General features: G+C 67.4%; 12 protein-coding genes. 2 read left to right on the top strand and 10 right to left on the bottom strand.

The genetic code is table 11. From position 1 onward, the window contains the following. Window position 1: 1 nt before the first annotated feature. Genes OX460_RS05710 through OX460_RS05665 form a run of 10 tightly spaced genes read right to left on the bottom strand, consistent with a single transcriptional unit; the run spans window position 2 to window position 13,050 of the window. Window positions 2–1,954 carry an XrtA/PEP-CTERM system amidotransferase gene (locus OX460_RS05710; protein WP_289897999.1) on the bottom strand — a complete coding sequence of 651 codons (1,953 nt, stop codon included), beginning with the start codon at window positions 1,952–1,954 and terminating at the stop codon, window positions 2–4. A 10-nt stretch (window positions 1,955–1,964) separates the two neighbouring features. Next, window positions 1,965–3,167, bottom strand: coding sequence for a TIGR03088 family PEP-CTERM/XrtA system glycosyltransferase (locus OX460_RS05705; RefSeq protein WP_289897998.1), 1,203 nt, complete (start codon window positions 3,165–3,167; stop codon window positions 1,965–1,967). Next, window positions 3,157–4,746, bottom strand: a complete 1,590-nt coding sequence (xrtA, locus tag OX460_RS05700) for an exosortase A (protein WP_289897997.1) — start codon at window positions 4,744–4,746, stop codon at window positions 3,157–3,159. The genes OX460_RS05705 and xrtA overlap by 11 nt, the downstream gene beginning before the upstream one ends. Continuing rightward, window positions 4,743–6,044, bottom strand: a complete 1,302-nt coding sequence (locus tag OX460_RS05695; protein WP_289897996.1) for a TIGR03087 family PEP-CTERM/XrtA system glycosyltransferase — start codon at window positions 6,042–6,044, stop codon at window positions 4,743–4,745. The genes xrtA and OX460_RS05695 overlap by 4 nt, the downstream gene beginning before the upstream one ends. A 15-nt stretch (window positions 6,045–6,059) precedes the next feature. Next, window positions 6,060–7,139, bottom strand: coding sequence for a FemAB family XrtA/PEP-CTERM system-associated protein (locus tag OX460_RS05690; protein ID WP_289898416.1), 1,080 nt, complete (start codon window positions 7,137–7,139; stop codon window positions 6,060–6,062). Continuing rightward, window positions 7,139–7,990, bottom strand: coding sequence for an XrtA system polysaccharide deacetylase (locus OX460_RS05685; RefSeq protein WP_289897995.1), 852 nt, complete (start codon window positions 7,988–7,990; stop codon window positions 7,139–7,141). The genes OX460_RS05690 and OX460_RS05685 overlap by 1 nt, the downstream gene beginning before the upstream one ends. Further along, window positions 7,987–9,147: a UDP-N-acetylglucosamine 2-epimerase (non-hydrolyzing) gene (gene wecB / locus OX460_RS05680; protein WP_289897994.1), complete on the bottom strand. Its 1,161-nt coding sequence runs from the start codon at window positions 9,145–9,147 to the stop codon at window positions 7,987–7,989. The genes OX460_RS05685 and wecB overlap by 4 nt, the downstream gene beginning before the upstream one ends. 10 nt (window positions 9,148–9,157) lie before the next feature. Further along, the gene (locus tag OX460_RS05675; protein ID WP_289897993.1) at window positions 9,158–10,687 is read right to left on the bottom strand and encodes a TIGR03016 family PEP-CTERM system-associated outer membrane protein; all 1,530 of its coding nucleotides are present in this window, start codon (window positions 10,685–10,687) and stop codon (window positions 9,158–9,160) included. Next, window positions 10,671–11,504, bottom strand: coding sequence for an XrtA-associated tyrosine autokinase (locus OX460_RS05670; protein ID WP_289897992.1), 834 nt, complete (start codon window positions 11,502–11,504; stop codon window positions 10,671–10,673). Before OX460_RS05670 ends, OX460_RS05675 begins: the two co-directional genes overlap by 17 nt. A 16-nt stretch (window positions 11,505–11,520) precedes the next feature. Next, the gene (locus OX460_RS05665) at window positions 11,521–13,050 is read right to left on the bottom strand and encodes an XrtA system polysaccharide chain length determinant (RefSeq protein ID WP_289897991.1); all 1,530 of its coding nucleotides are present in this window, start codon (window positions 13,048–13,050) and stop codon (window positions 11,521–11,523) included. A gap of 243 nt (window positions 13,051–13,293) precedes the next feature. Between OX460_RS05665 and OX460_RS05660 the strand changes: the two genes are divergently transcribed. Together OX460_RS05660 and OX460_RS05655 are read left to right on the top strand one after the other, a co-directional pair. Then, window positions 13,294–13,917 carry an XrtA/PEP-CTERM system exopolysaccharide export protein gene (locus OX460_RS05660; RefSeq protein WP_289897990.1) on the top strand — a complete coding sequence of 208 codons (624 nt, stop codon included), beginning with the start codon at window positions 13,294–13,296 and terminating at the stop codon, window positions 13,915–13,917. Window positions 13,918–14,117: 200 nt separating this feature from the next. Beyond that, on the top strand, window positions 14,118–14,864 hold the full coding sequence (locus OX460_RS05655) for a long-chain N-acyl amino acid synthase (protein WP_099668059.1): 747 nt from the start codon (window positions 14,118–14,120) through the stop codon (window positions 14,862–14,864).

Below are 14,864 nucleotides of genomic sequence, written 5' to 3'. Positions count from 1 at the left end.
TCTACTCCATTGCCATGGCCGGCGCGGGTGCCGGCGCCTGGCGTCCATCGACGGGCAATACCTGGCGCAGGAAGGCCTCGAACATCAGCAGCGCCCACAGGGGCGCGCTGTAGTCGCGCCGCCCGCTCGCATGCTGTTCCAGCAGCAGGCGCACGTAATCCATGTCGAACAGGCCGCACTGCGCCAGGGTGGGGCCCAGCAGCCGCTGTTGCAGGCGCTGGCGCAGCGGGCCGCGCAGCCAGTCGGCCAGCGGCACGGAAAAACCCATCTTCTGGCGGTACAGCAGGGCGTCGGGCAGCAGCGGGCGCAGGGCTTTTTTCAGCAGGTACTTGCCTACGCCGCGCCGCAGCTTGAACTGCGGCGGCAGGCCGGACATCCACGCCACCAGTTCATGGTCGAGCAGGGGCGAGCGCACTTCCAGCGCATGCGCCATGCTGGCCCGGTCGACTTTGGTGAGGATGTCGCCGGGCAGGTAGGTTTTCAAGTCCAGGTACTGCACCTGCGACAGCGGGTCTTGCGCGGGACTGGCCAGCGCGTGGCGGCGCAGCACTTCCACGGCGCGGTAGCCGTGCAGGCTGCGCCGCAGCTCGGGACTGAACAGGCGCGCGCGCATGGCGTCGCCCAGCAGGCTGACGCCGTGAAAATACGCGTCCGTCGTGTCGCGCGCCAGGCCTTCGAACGTGGTCTTGGCGCGCAGGAAGCGGGGCGCCCAGTCGGCCTTCGGGTACCACCGCCCCAGGGTGCCGAACAGCGACTGGCGCAGGCCGGCCGGCAGCAGCGGGTCCATGGCCTTGCGCACCTTTTCCTCGCGCGTGTGCAGGCGGTAACGCCGGTAGCCGGCCAGGCTTTCATCGCCGCCGTCGCCCGACAGGGCCACCGTGACGCGCTGGCGCGCCAGCTGGCAGACGCGGTAGGTCGGCATGGCGGAACTGTCGGCGAACGGTTCGTCGTACAGGTTGGCCAGCAGGTCGATCAGCTCGAAGTCGTCCTGCTCGACCTGGCGCGCGTGGTGCGCCGTGGCGTAGCGGCGCGCCACCAGGTCGGCGTAGCGCGCCTCGTTGTACGCCGGGTCGCCGAACGAGATGGAACAGGTGTTGACGGGCGTGCTGCTGGCCCCCGCCATCAGCGCCACCACGGCGCTCGAATCGACGCCGCCCGACAGGAAGGCGCCCAGCGGCACTTCGGCCACCATGCGGATGCGTACGGCTTCGCGCAGGCGCGCCAGCAGCTCGTCGGCCGCCTGCGCTTCGCTGGCGGGCGGGTTCGGCGTGAACGGAACGTCCCAGTACGACTGTGGCGCGGGCAGCGGCTGGCCGGCGCGAATCGACAGGGTATGCCCGGGCGGCAGCTTGCGCGCGTGCTGGAAGATGCTGCGCGGCTCGGGCACGTAGCCGTAGGCGAAATACTCTTCCACGGCCAGCGGGTCGAGCGCGCGCGGCATGGCCGGATGCGCGAGCAGGGCCTTGAGTTCGGAGCCGAACAGCAGGGTGCCGTCGTCCGCCTCGCCGTAGTACAGGGGTTTCACGCCAAGGCGGTCGCGCGCCAGGAACAGCAGGTGGCGCCGGCGGTCCCACAGGGCGAAGGCAAACATGCCGCGCAAGCGCTGCACGCATTGCTCTCCCCATTGTTCCCACGCGTGGACGATGACTTCCGTGTCGCTGCTGGTGCGGAAGGCATGGCCGAACTGGCGCAGTTCCGCCATCAGGCTGCGATAGTTGTAGATTTCGCCATTGAAGACGATGGCGACGCTGCGGTCGGCGTTGAACAGCGGCTGCTGGCCGCTGGCCAGGTCGATCACGGACAGGCGCCGGTGCGCCAGGCCCAGTCCCGGCTCGCGGTGCAATCCCCCTTCGTCCGGCCCCCGGTGGCGCAGGCTGTGGTTCATGCGCGCCAGCAGCAGCACGTCGATGTCGCGCTGGCCCTGCAAATCAAAGATGCCGCTGATGCCGCACATGGGAGGCCTTTCAGGGAGTGGTGGACAGGGTGGAGGGCTGGCGCGCGCCCGTCAGGCGGTCGTACACGGCCAGGTAGGCGCCGGCCATGGCGGGCAGGCTGTGCTCGGCCAGCACCTGGCGCCGCCCGCGCGCGCCGTGGCGCGGACCCAGTTCGGGCATGCTGTAGTAGTCGAGCATGGCGTCGGCCAGCATCTCGGGCGAGCCTGGCGGCACCAGGGTGCCGCTCCAGCCCGACTGCACCAGTTCCTCATTGCCGCCCACCTGCGTGGCGACGATGGGCAGCCCCGTCGCCATCGCTTCGAGGATGGTGTTCGAGCTGCCTTCGGCCAGCGACGGCAGCACGAACAGGTCCATGGCGCGCAGCAGCTGCGCCACGTCGTCGCGCGCGCCGGGCAGCCAGGCAAGGTGCGCCACGCCGGACTGGCGCAGCAAGTCCAGGCAGGCCTGGCGGCACGGTCCGTCGCCGACGATGATCAGGCGCAGGCGCGCGCGGGCGCCCGGCTGCGCCAGCAACAGCAGGAAGGCGTGCACCAGCGAGGCGTGGTCCTTGACGGCCGCCATGCGGCCCACGCTGCCGATGACGAAGGCGCCGTTGCATAGGAAGCCGGGCGGACCCACGGCGGCCGGCGGGCCCAGGCGCGGATGGAATTGCACGCTGTCGACGCCATTGCCGATGTGCGACACCTGCGCGGGCGCCGCGCCGATGGCGTCCACCAGCCATTGCCCCAGGTCGGCGCTGACGGCGATGAAGTGCTGCACCAGCGGCAGCATGCATTTGCGCAGCAGCCGGTACTTGCGGCGGGTGCCGTGCAAGTCGCTCATGTCGCGCCCGTGTTCGCCATGCACGCGCAGGCGCACGCCGGCCAGGCAGGCCAGCAATTGCGCTTCGAGGCAGCCCAGGTTGCGCGTGTGCACCAGCGTCGGGCGCAGCTGTTTCAGCACGCGGTACAGGTGCACGTAGTGGCGCCAATCCTTGCCCTCGCGCTTGTCCAGGCTGATGATGTCGACACCGGGCGTGGTCAGGCGCTGGCGAAACGCGGTGGCGTTCTTCAGGCAGACGATGGCGTGCCGGTAGCGTTCCGGCGGCAAATGGTTGATCAGGTTGACGAGGCCGTTTTCCAGCCCGCCCACGTCGAGCTGGTGGATCACGTGCACGATCAGTGGGGCCGTGCTGGCCGCCGGCGCGCGGCCCGTCTCGGTGTCAAGGGCCATGCGGCAACTCCTGCAAGCGTTGTTCGATGACGGGCAGCGCTGCCCGCAGGAAGGCTTGCAGGTGCGCGCGCGGCGGCGGCGCCAGCTCGTCGTAGGCGGCAAAGACGATGAGGTCGGCGCCATCCTGGCGCTTGCCCAGCAGCTTGGCTTGCGCCAGCAGCAGTTTCACCAGCACGGGACGGGCCGTGACGACGCCGCCCTGGCGGTAGACGCGCCATACCAGCAGGCGCTCGCCGCCGTGGGCCAGCACGCTTTCGCGCACGTCCAGGGCGCCGCCGGGCAAGCCGACCTGCCGCACGCGCTGCGCCAGGGCCGTCCAGCGCGCGCCGTAGGGCGACGATAGATGCGTCAGCAATTCGGCATCGCGCACCTGGCGCGCATACCAGCGCAGTTGCAGTCCGACCGGCGCGCCGTCGCCGTCCTGGCGCGCATACGTGGCGGCAAACAGCGCGGGCTTGCCCGCATACGGCGCTTGCCAGTTAATATTCCCCGGTGCCGCATCGTGCAGGCGGCGCCAGGCGGGCGGATCGGGCAAGGCCAGCGCGATGGCGGGCAGCGCGGCGCCGTCGTCGCGGTGGCTGGCCAGCGCCAAGGCCGGCCACAGGGCCGCCAGCAGCAGGCAGGCGATGCTGGCGCGCACGATGGCGCGCAGGCTGGCGGCGCCGGCGCCGGGGCGGACGGGCAAGGCGGCTGGCAAGGTAGGTGGCGCCGGCGGCAGTTCGCGCCAGCGCGCGGCCAGCCAGAACAGCAGCAGCGCCACCAGGCCGAAGAACAGCCAGCCGTAGATCAGGTGGTCGACGCCCACGGCCAGGCGCATGTTGCTCAGGTGGCCCAGCATCACGATCATATAGGCGCGCACGCCATTGGCGAGGATGGGCACGAGCAGCGCGGCGGCCATGACGGCCAGGCGCCGCCGCGTGCTGTGGAAGTTGACGTGCGTGAACAGGGCGCCCAGGGCCAGCGCGGCGATCAGGTAGCGCAAGCCGCTGCACGCTTCCACCACCGACCAGTTGCCGGTGGGCAGGGAAAAATTGCTGCCATCGCGAAACACGGGTACGCCCGTCCATTGCAGCGCGGTGACGGTGAAGGCGGCCGTGAAGTCGATCAGCGGTTCGAGGAAGACTTCGCCAAACGGCACGGCGAGAAACAGGTACGCGAGGGGAAAGGCCAGCAGGCGCACGGCCGGCCAGCCGAGGATGGCCAGCACGCAGGCGGGCAGCATGGCCGTGGCCGCATATTGTTCCACCACGGGCACGTTGGCGGCGTCGGCCAGGAGCCAGGCCAGGCCCAGCGCGCCCAGCAGCAGCAAGCCCGGCCGCGACGGCCGGGGCGCCAGCGCCGCCAGGCGCGCGCGCCGGCGCCAGGCCAGCCAGCAACTGATGGGCACGATCAAGAAGCCGTGCGCGAAGGTTTGCGAGCGCGACCACAGTTCCAGCATCGACCAGAAGGTGGCGTGGTACAGCAGCACGACGGCGGTCAGGGCCAGCAGCAGGAGCGGCAGGGCATGCCGCTGGCCATGCCCGTCCGGCCGGACGGCCGCATCCGGCAAGCAGGCCACCGGGTCGAGTTGCACGCTCATGTGGAGGGTTCCCGCATGGGCAGCACGGGCGCGGCGGCGCCGCCGGCAGGTGTATTCGACCCGGCCTCAGCCTCGGCCGATATGCCCAGCATGGCGCCCAGGCCGCGCAGATTGCGCTCCCAGTCGTAATCCTGCAAGACCAGCTGGCGCGCCGCCGCGCCCATGGCCGCGCCGCCCGCTTCGGCCGCGCCGTCCTGGGCATGGCGCAGCACGCGCGCGGCATGGTGGATGAATTCGGCCTCGTCGCGCGCCAGCAGCAGTTCCAGGCCCGGCTGGGCGGCGATGCCTTCCAGCGCCTGCGGCGTGGCCAGGACGATCTTGCCCATCGCCATCGCTTCCAGCACCTTGTTTTGCACGCCGCGGGCGATGCGCAGGGGCGCCACGGCCAGGGCCGCGCCCGCCAGGTAGGGGCGGATGTCGGGCACCTTGCCCGTCACCACCACGCCAGGAATCCTGGCCAGCGCCGTCACGGCGGGCACGGGCGCGCTGCCGACGATATAGAACTGCAACCGGGGAAACTCGCGCCGCAGGGCGGGCCAGACGTGGCGCACGAACCATTGCACGGCGTCGACATTCGGCCAGTAATCCATTGCGCCCGTAAACACCAGCGCTTGCACGCCGGCCGGATACACGCCGGGCCGTGCCGGCTGGGGCGTGAAATACGCCGTGTCGACGCCGTTGTTGAAGTATCCCGTCTTGCGCCGCGCCATCGGCGCGCACTGGCGGAACAGGGCCGCCTCGGCCGGCGAAACGAAGCTGGCGGCCGTGAATTGCTGGGCGATATGGCGCTCGTACTGCAGCAGCAGCTGCGCTTCGCGCCGGTACAGCAGCGACATGGGCCAGGGTTTGCTGTCGCCGTACTGGCGCCACTTGTCGGAATCGACGTCGACGAAATCGATCACGCGGTGCAGGGCGCGGCCCGCGCTGCCGTCGATGTATTGCGCCATGGGCCCGGAAAAGGCCAGCGCATGGCGCACCTTGCCGCCGGACAGCAAGCCGTCGACCCATTGCAGCAGCCGCGCATCGCGGTAATAGTGCACGCTCATGGCTTGCCGCGACAGCAGCGCCTGCATGGCGCGCCAGCGGGCCGTGCCGCGCTGCAAGCCGATGAAGCGCGTGCTGGCGCACAGGGCGGCCACGGTTTTCGTGTGCCGCCAGTCGTCGTCATCGTCGATGAAGCAGCCCAGGTGCACGCGGAAATGCCGGCTCAGGTATTGCAGCATGTGCCACGAGCGTATCTTGTCGCCCTTGTTGGGCGGATACGGCAGGCGGTGGGCGAGGAAGAGCAGTTCGCGCATGGTATGTCCCCTTGCTTAGCCCAGTTGCCGCACGATGTGCGGCCCCAGCAGGTTGGCCAGCGGCAGCGGCAGGCGGCGCCAGGCGCGGATGAACAGCGCGTATTTCGGATTCAGGGGATTGACTTCCGGTAACGCCTTGGCGCGCACGAGCCGGCAGGCATACGGCAGCGGCTGCGGCGTGAAACCCCAGTTCTTCTTGAAATCGTATGCCCCGGTGCCGAGCTTGCTGCGGCCGAAATCGAACAGGCGGCAACCGCGCGCGCTGGCGCGGCGCATCGCTTCCCAGTACATGAAATCGTTGGCGCCCGTGCGGCGCGCCAGCACGCTGCCGCCGCCATAATACGGCAGCACTTCATCGCGGAAATAGAACAGCAGCACGCTCGCTTGCGCCTGCTGGCCGTGATACACGGTGAGGATCTCGCAATCGCCGCCAAACACCGTGCGCAGCAGGGCAAAATGGCGGCGCGCGAAGACGGGCGTGCCCAGCCGGTGCACGCTGGATGCGTAGAGCGGGTAGAAACGCTCGAGGTCGTAGTCGATGGCGCTGTGCAAGCCGCCCGCCATGGCCTTGCGCACGACGGCGCGCTGCTTGCGGGGGATCGCCAGCAGATTCTGTTCCGCCTCGGGGAACAAGGCGCGGCGGAAGGTCGCGTACAGGGGTTTGTGCAGCCAGGCCGCGTCCGGCTGTTGTTCCACCTCGCGCCAGCGGTATTCCAGGTGGCCCACGCCGAGGCGCCGGGCCAGCGCCAGCGCCGCGCCGTCGAGGGCCTGGCGCACGGCCGCGCCGCCGCCCGCGATGCCGCCGTACACGCAAAAGGGCAGCGAAACGAGGGACGAACCGAACAGGCGGCTACGCACATGGGCCAGCGGCAGCACGCCGGCGATGCGCCCGTGCTGTTCCGCGTACAGGAAATGGCTGTCGTGCCGGAAACCCTGCTGCATGACGGTGTGCCAGCCGGCGCGGTGAAAGAAGGTCGCTTCCGGACACGTGTCGACGAAGGCGTCCCAGCGCGCATGTTCGTGCCCCTGCAGCGAGCGCACGGCGATGGCGGCGCTGCCATGCAGCGGGTCGGGAGGAAGGCTGGCCTCGTGCATCATGTGCTTTCCAGAAAAATACGGTCCATGCGGTCCCAGGAGAAATCGCCCGTCAGGCGCGCCAGCCGCGCTTCCATGCGCCCCAGGTTCAGGTAGTGGCGAAAGCGCGTCCTGGCGTCGAGGCCCGCCGGGCGCGGCTGGCCGGGATCGAGTTCCCAAGGATGAAAATAGAATATGCCAGCTTGCCCGTCGCGCGAATTGATGCGTCGCAAAAGCCAGCGCGACAGTGCATACGGCATCAGCCTGAAATAACCGCCGCCGCCGGCCGGCACGTTGCGTCCGCGCAGGCGCACGGTGCTGACGGGCAATTCCAGCACACCCAGCGGTCCCCGCGGGCGCCAGGCGAAGCGGGGTGCGTCCGGCATGCCGTAGTGGTCGTGGCGGATCGGGTAGATGCTGGAACTGTAGTGGTAGCCCGCTTCCTGCAGCACGTCGAAGGCCCACAGGTTGGCCGCGCCGATGGAAAAGCTGGGCGCCCGGTAGCCGTGCACGGCCAGTCCCGTTATCTGCTCCAGGATGGTCTTGCTGTGGCGCACGTCGTCGGCGAATTGCGCGGTCGACTGGTCGCAGGCGCGCTGGTGCGCATAGCCATGGCTGGCCACTTCGTGCCCGGCGTCCGCCACGCGGCGCAGCATGGCCGGATAGCGCTCGGCGATCCAGCCCAGGGTAAAAAAGGTGGCGTGGATGCGCCGGCCTTCCAGCAGCAGCAGGATGCGCTCGATATTCGCCTCGACCCGGCATTCCAGGCGGGGCCAGTCGGCGCGCGCGATGTGCGGCGCGAAGGCGGACACCTGGAAATAGTCTTCCACGTCGATGGTCAGCGCATTGCGCAGCATGGCCGGCGGCATCATGGCGTGCCCCGGCGCGCCGCCAGCCAGGGCGCGACGACGGCGGCGATGCGCTCGGCCGCATGGCCATCCCACAGGGGCGGAAGGCGTCCGCGCTTGCCTCCCGTATCCAGAATGCCCCGCGCCAGCGACAGTATGGCGGCCGGCTGTGTGCCGGCCAGGGTATTCGTGCCGTCGCTGACGGTGACGGGCCGCTCCGTCGTGTCGCGCAGGGTCAGGCAGGGCACGCCCAGGGCCGTGCTTTCTTCCTGCACGCCGCCCGAATCCGTCAGCACCAGGCGCGCCTCTTGCATCAGGCCCAGCATTTCCAGGTAGCCCAGCGGCGGCAGGCTGACGATGGCATGCCGCGCCAGCTGCCCTTCCAGTCCCGCCAGGCGCAGGCCGGCCAGGGTGCGCGGGTGGATGGGAAACAGCAGCGGCAGCCGGTGGGACAGCTGTCCCAGCGCCTGCAGCAGCGCTTCGAGTTGCGCCGGGTCATCCACGTTCGATGGCCGGTGCAGGGTCAACAGGCCATACGCGGGCGGGCAGGCGTGGCCGTGGGCGCGCAGGGTGATGGCGGGCGGCATGGCGCGCGGCAGCTGCTGCCGCAGGCTGTCGATCATGACGTTGCCCGTGAAGTGGATGCGTTCGGCGGCGATGCCTTCGCGCAGCAGGTTGGCGCGCGCGCCTTCCTCGCTGGTCAGCAGCAGGTCGGACAATTGATCCGTCAGCACGCGGTTGATTTCCTCGGGCATGCGCCGGTCGCCGCTGCGCAAGCCCGCCTCGACGTGGATCACGGGCGTGCCGCGCTTGGCCGCCACCAGCGCGCACGCCAGCGTGGAATTGACGTCGCCCACCACCAGCACGGCGTCGGGCGCCAGCGGCGGATGGGCGTCGAGCACGGCGTCGAAGCGGCGCATGATCTCGGCCGTCTGCTGCGCGTGGTTGCCGGAGCCGACGTCGAGGGCGATGTCGGGCGGGCGCATGTCCAGGTCGATAAACAGTTGTTCGTTCATGGCCGTGTCGTAATGCTGGCCCGTATGCAGCAAGGTCACGCGCACGGCGGGCGCATGGCGCGCCAGGGCGCCCAGGATGGGCGCCATCTTCATCAGGTTGGGGCGCGCGGCCACCACGCACAGCAGGTGCGCCGGCGCGGCGGATGACAGCGAAGGGTCGGACATTGCGGGCTCCTTAGAATTGCATGGTGAGCGTGGCGCTGACGCCGTTTTCGCGGTAATCGCCGCCGCGGTTGCTGGCGTGCCGCGTGTGCCGCACGTCGATGCTGGCCGTCATGTCCGGCTGCAGGATGCGCGTGTAGCCGGCCGTCAAGGTGATGTTGTTGTCGCGCCGGGGCGCGCTCAGCGAACGCACGCCGGCGTAGCCGGCATTGACATTGACGGTGGTGCGCGAATTGGCTTGCCAGCCCCAGCCCAGGTTGGCGCCGACCTGGCGCGTGCGGTCTTCGCTGCCGAACTCCACGCCGGGCAGCAAGCCGCTGTCGATGCCGCTGGCCGTTTGCGCCGTGCGGTCGACGGCCGTGACGCCGACGATCATCGTGCTTTTCGCCGTGGCGCGCGCCATCGTCAGCTTCAGCTGCTTTTGCAGGAAATAGCGATGGCTGAAGTAATTGATGGCGCCCCGTTCCGGCCCCAGGCTGTTGGCGTAGCGCAGGAAGGCGTCGATGCGCAAGCGCCGGTCGCGCGCATTGGGAAAGATGCCGCGCCACAGTTGATCGAGCAGCCGGCCCGCATCGCGGTCGCCCAGGCGCGAAAACTGCGTCGGCATGGTGGTGATGTTTTCGCCGTAGCTCAATTGCCAGTTGGTATGGCGCTGCAGGAAGGTGGCGTCCAGGCTGTAGGTGGTGCCAAAGAAGCGCTTGCCCGTGCTGAAGGCCACGCTGGTGCGCGGCGACGGCGTCCACACGCCGCCCAGCGACCAGAAGCGGCCCGCCGGCGCCTTGCCGCTGGTCGACAGATAGCCTTCCTTTTCCATGCCGCCGCTGGCCGTGGCCGCCCACTTGCTGTTGATGGGATAGCGCAAGCCCGCGCTGCTGCGCTGCATGCGCACGGGCGCCAGCTTGCTGTCCTGCGTGCGGCGCACGTCGTGGCTGGCGTTCCAGGTCCAGCCGTTGCCGCGCGGCTCGCCATTAAGCAGCAATTCCAGCTCATCGCTGTGCACGGAGAGCAGGTCGCCGCCGCTGTCGACCGTGTTGCGCGTGTAGCGCAGCTCGGCCGAGGCCAGGCCGCGGAAACGGTGGCGCAGGTAGGGGCTGATGCCCGTCGTGCGCACGGTGCTGGCATTGTCCGTGTCGGGCAGGCCGTCGATCAGTTGCGGGCCGAATGGCGAGATGTTGCGCCGGCTCACGCTGGCGTCCGCATCGATGAAGAACCAGTCCTGCACCAGCTCGGCGTCGGCCGAGGCGCGCAGTTCGTGGGTATCCGTATCGGCGCGCTGCCCCGACAGGTATTTGCGCCAGCTGTAATCGAGGTGCACGCGCAGGCGCGGGCCCGTGCCGATGAGGGCGATGGCGGGCGCGATTTCCGTGATGAAGTCCGATTGCGCCTGGCCGGACGGCGCGCGCAAGGCATTGTCCGTGTAGCTTTCGCGCAGGCGCAGCGACGGTTTCACCAGCCAGTCGACGGCGCCGGCCGGCAGGGGCAGCAGCAGGGACAGGAACGGCAGCAGCGGCAGCGGAACCCGGCCGCTAGTCGTAATAGCCATAGCCGTAGTAGTCGTTGCCGGGGAACGATTTGGTCTTGTTGTAGATCAAATGAATGTGTTCGCATGACTCGATCTGGCGCAGCGCTTCCTTGACGGCGTGCTGCGTCGTCGTTTCCGCCTCGACGACCATCACCACTTGTCCCATCTGCCCGACCAGCGCGTGCGCCTCGCTGGTGATCAAGAGGGGCGGCGAATCGAAGATGACGACGCGGTCGCTGTAGCGGCTGGCAATTTCCGCCAGCAGGCGGCTCATGGCGCGGCTGGCCAGCAATTCCGTCGCATGCTTGTTGCTGCGCCCGGCGGGCAGGATGCTCAGGTTGGCCACATTGGTTTTCAGGATCACGTCGCCCATGGCCAGTTGCGGGTCGAGCAGCACGTCCATCAGTCCCGGCTCCGGCGGCAGGCCCAGCACCTTCAGCACGGACGGGCGCGCCACGTCGGCATCGACCAGCAGCACCGTGATATCCATTTCCATGGCGATGCTCATGGCCAGGTTCACGGCGCAGTAGGTCTTGCCTTCGCCGGGCATGGCGCTGGTGACGACGATCAGGTTGCCGTGGCGGATGGCCTCGGCGCCGCTGGCGCGCGCCTGGCGCAGCAGCGGGCGCTTGATGATGCGGAAATCCTCGGCCACCGAGCTGCGTCCGCCTTCCTGCGTGAGCATGCCTTGCTCCGCCAGCCGGGCCAGGTTCAGGGGGCGGTACTGGGGCGACCTGGCCGCGTCCGCGCCATCCGCACCATTCACGCCATACGGCACGCCGGCCTCGGCCACGCCCAGGATGGTGGGTTCCTGCTTGCCGCTGTCCTTGCTGCTCATCGTCGCTCCCCGGGATCTAGAATTTCAGCAGCGCGGCCGTCATGACCCCGCCGTACAGCACGAACAGGCTGCCCAGGCAGGCGCCAAAGCCGTAGCGTGCGCGGCGGCGGCGCACTTGCTGCAGCGCCGTCCAGTTCATCGATACCGTGCCCAGCACGTTCAAGCCCGTGGCGTCGCGCAGTTCGGCGGGGCTGAGGAAGGTGGGACGCACCTGGCTGATGAGCAAGGCCGTGGCGACGCCGGCCACCAGGGCCGCGCCCAGCGCCGCGCTGAACAGCAGCGGGCGGTTCGGGCCGACGGGCGCATATTGCACCGTGGGCGGGTCGATGATCTTGAAGGCCATCATCTCGGTGGTGGAACTGAGTTCGCCCGACAGCTTGGCCGCTTCGCGCCGGCCGATCAGCTTTTCATAGTTTTCCTTGTTGATGATGTAGTCGCGGTTGAGCTGCGCCAGCTGCGACTCCACCTCGGGCACGGCATTGCTCTGCGCCAGCAAGCGCTCATTGCGCGCGCTGTATTCCTGCACGCGGGCCTTGATGGCAGCTACCTTGGCATCCGCGTCCGTCAGCGCCACCTTCAGCTGCTGCAGCATGGGGCTGTAGTTCTTGCCCGGGTCGCCGGCCGCCGTCTTCAGCTTGCTTTCCTCGATCTTGCGTTCTTCCAGCTGGGCAATGAGGCGCTTCGAGGAAATGATGTCCGGGTGCAGTTCCGTAAATTGCATGCGCAGGCTGTCGAGGTTCTTGTTGAGCGTGGCGATGCGCTCGTCGAGTTCGGGATTCGCGATGGCCGATGCATTCGGTTCCAGGTCGAGCACGGGCTCGTCGCCTTCGATCTGGCTCTGGATGGCCTTGCGGGCCTGCTCCGCCTCGACCAGTTCCAGCTTGGCATTGTTCAGGCTATCGGACGACATCAGCAGCTGGCTGCCATAGTCGATGCCCTGGCGCGGCAGCAGCAGGTTGTTGCGGATCTTGAATTCCTTCACGAGGTTTTCCGCCGCGCTCAGCTTGTCCTCGTAATTCTTGATCTGCTCGTCGATGAATTGCACCGCCTTTTGCGAATCGCCCTTTTTTCCCTGGAAACTGCCTTCGACAAAGATGGTGAGCAGGCTTTGCACCACATCGCGCACCAGCTTCGGGTCGCGCCCGCTGTAGCTGATCGTGTAGATGTCATACGCGTTGGTGCCCGTGATCTTGATGCGGCTCATCAGGTCGTCGAGCTGGGCCTCGTGTTCGCGCACGGTCTTCGAGTCGAGGTCGAGGTCGACCATGCGCATGACGCGCTCCACGTTCGGGCGGCTGAGCAGGGTGCGGCTCATGATGGCAACCTGCTGTTCCGTGTTTGGCACGCTGGTCATGCCGGCCATCAGCGGCTTGAGGATGGTTTGCGTATCGACAAATACGCGCGCCGACGTCTGGAAGTCGTCGGGCAGGGTGATCACCTTGATGAAGCCGACGATGGCCACCAGCCACGCCACCAGCACCGCATGCCAGCGGTACTTCCAGATGCCTTTCAGGCTGGAAAGCAATTGCTGTATCAATTCTTCCATGTCGCTTCCTTCAAGTGACGGTGCTGCACGGTCGATGGGCTGGCGACGGCGTCTTGCAAGAAATGCTTGCCTGTTGAGTAAGCAAAGTATAGGGCGGCTGGGAGGCAAAATTTCCCAAGATGATTGCTTCTTGATACGCCTCAAGGTTGACTTGCCGGGTTTTAATAATCATAGGAAGTTCGCGGCCCAGGCTGGTTCTGCGCGGCCGGCCATGGACGCGCCATCGACTCGAAGAGGCTCCGCATGAATCCGTTTCGCCGTGCATTTGTCTGCAACACGCTGGGCCTGGCCTTGGCCGCCGGCTTGCTGGGCGCCTGCCGCACGTCCCATCCGCTGGCGCCCTCCGACGACAGCGCGCCCATGCACGACTACCTGATCGGACCGGGAGACTCCGTCAACATCATCGTCTGGCGCAATCCGGAAGTGTCGCTGACGGTGGCCGTGCGGCCGGACGGCAAGATCACCACGCCGCTGGTCGAGGATTTGCCCGCCAGCGGCAAGACCTCGACCCAGCTGGCGCGCGATATCGAGCAAGCGTTGGGCAAGTTCATCCAGCAGCCCGTCGTGACGGTCATCGTCACCAATTTCTCGGGCCCGTATGGCGAGCAGATCCGCGTCATCGGCGAAGCGGCCAAGCCGCAGGCGCTGCCGTACCGGCTGGGCATGTCGCTGATGGACGTGCTCATCGCCGTGGGCGGCATCACCGATTTTGCGGCCGGCAACAAGGCCAGCATCATCCGCATGCGCGAAGGCAACCAGCAGCAGCTGGGCGTGCGCCTCGACGACCTCCTGAAGCGTGGCGATATTTCCGCCAACGTCATGATGCGCCCGGGCGACGTGCTGCTGATACCGGAGAGCTTCTTTTAATAGCGGACTCGGCAATATCAAAACAGCACTTATATTTGTCATTTTGTACTTGCAGGCAAATTTCAGCATGCAATTTTGCTATTAAATAGCATATTTCTTCTGTTTTTTTTGCCAGGCGCGGGAACTTCTCCAGTTTTTCTCTTGTCACAAGGCATTGGCTTCAGTCCGTCTCGACGGCGGCCGATGAACGTGAGGACAAGATGAGCTTTGAAGATGAACCCATTATTTCCTTCGACACGCCCGGTACTTTCAATGACCTGGTGGTGGGCGAGGGGCAGATCGATCCGGCCATGGAGCATGAGCTCGACCTGCAGCGCTTTCATATCCGCATGGCCAATTCGCGCGGCCGGCGCGAGGCGGCCAGTTTGCTGATCCGCAAGATGTACGGCTGGCGCGGCTATGCCGTCGACCCCGGCATCGCGCATGCCCTGAATAAAATCACGCTGTTTGCGGAAACGGCCGGCACCACCGTCGGCACCATGACCCTGTGCCTCGACAATGACGAGACCGGCTTGCCGGCCGATGAAAACTTCCGCGACAAGCTCGACATCCTGCGCGAGGAAGGCCGGCGCCTGTGCGAACCGTCGCGCCTGGCCATCGACAAGGGGGTGAGCAAGCGCGTGTTCGCGGCGCTGATTCATATTTCTTATATCTATGCCCACAATATTCACGGCTTTACGGATTACGTGATCGAAGTCAATCCGCGCCACGTGGTGTTTTACAAGCGCATGCTGGGATTCCAGGACTTCGGCGGCGAGCGCGAGTGCACGCGCGTGGGGGCGCCGGCCGTGCTGCTACGGCTGGACCTCGATTACATGGGGGCCCAGATCCGTAAATACGGTGGCCTGATGGAACAGCATGGGGGTGAACGGTCGTTTTACCCCTTTTTTTTTCCGACATGGGATGAGCCTGGCATTACGGACCGGCTGAGGCAGGGGCGCAACTGA

The sequence above is a fragment of the Janthinobacterium sp. SUN033 genome, assembly GCF_030397595.1.
In the GTDB taxonomy this organism is placed as follows: Bacteria; Pseudomonadota; Gammaproteobacteria; order Burkholderiales; family Burkholderiaceae_D; genus Janthinobacterium; species Janthinobacterium kumbetense.
This window is presented reverse-complemented; position numbering and strand designations above follow the sequence as displayed.

Coding starts and splice junctions, on each gene's coding strand:
- OX460_RS05710 (WP_289897999.1), bottom strand. CDS start 1,954: ATGTGCGGCATCAGCGGCATCTTTGATTTGCAGGGCCAGCGCGACATC.
- OX460_RS05705 (WP_289897998.1), bottom strand. CDS start 3,167: ATGGCCCTTGACACCGAGACGGGCCGCGCGCCGGCGGCCAGCACGGCC.
- xrtA (WP_289897997.1), bottom strand. CDS start 4,746: ATGAGCGTGCAACTCGACCCGGTGGCCTGCTTGCCGGATGCGGCCGTC.
- OX460_RS05695 (WP_289897996.1), bottom strand. CDS start 6,044: ATGCGCGAACTGCTCTTCCTCGCCCACCGCCTGCCGTATCCGCCCAAC.
- OX460_RS05690 (WP_289898416.1), bottom strand. CDS start 7,139: ATGCACGAGGCCAGCCTTCCTCCCGACCCGCTGCATGGCAGCGCCGCC.
- OX460_RS05685 (WP_289897995.1), bottom strand. CDS start 7,990: ATGATGCCGCCGGCCATGCTGCGCAATGCGCTGACCATCGACGTGGAA.
- wecB (WP_289897994.1), bottom strand. CDS start 9,147: ATGTCCGACCCTTCGCTGTCATCCGCCGCGCCGGCGCACCTGCTGTGC.
- OX460_RS05675 (WP_289897993.1), bottom strand. CDS start 10,687: ATGGCTATTACGACTAGCGGCCGGGTTCCGCTGCCGCTGCTGCCGTTC.
- OX460_RS05670 (WP_289897992.1), bottom strand. CDS start 11,504: ATGAGCAGCAAGGACAGCGGCAAGCAGGAACCCACCATCCTGGGCGTG.
- OX460_RS05665 (WP_289897991.1), bottom strand. CDS start 13,050: ATGGAAGAATTGATACAGCAATTGCTTTCCAGCCTGAAAGGCATCTGG.
- OX460_RS05660 (WP_289897990.1), top strand. CDS start 13,294: ATGAATCCGTTTCGCCGTGCATTTGTCTGCAACACGCTGGGCCTGGCC.
- OX460_RS05655 (WP_099668059.1), top strand. CDS start 14,118: ATGAGCTTTGAAGATGAACCCATTATTTCCTTCGACACGCCCGGTACT.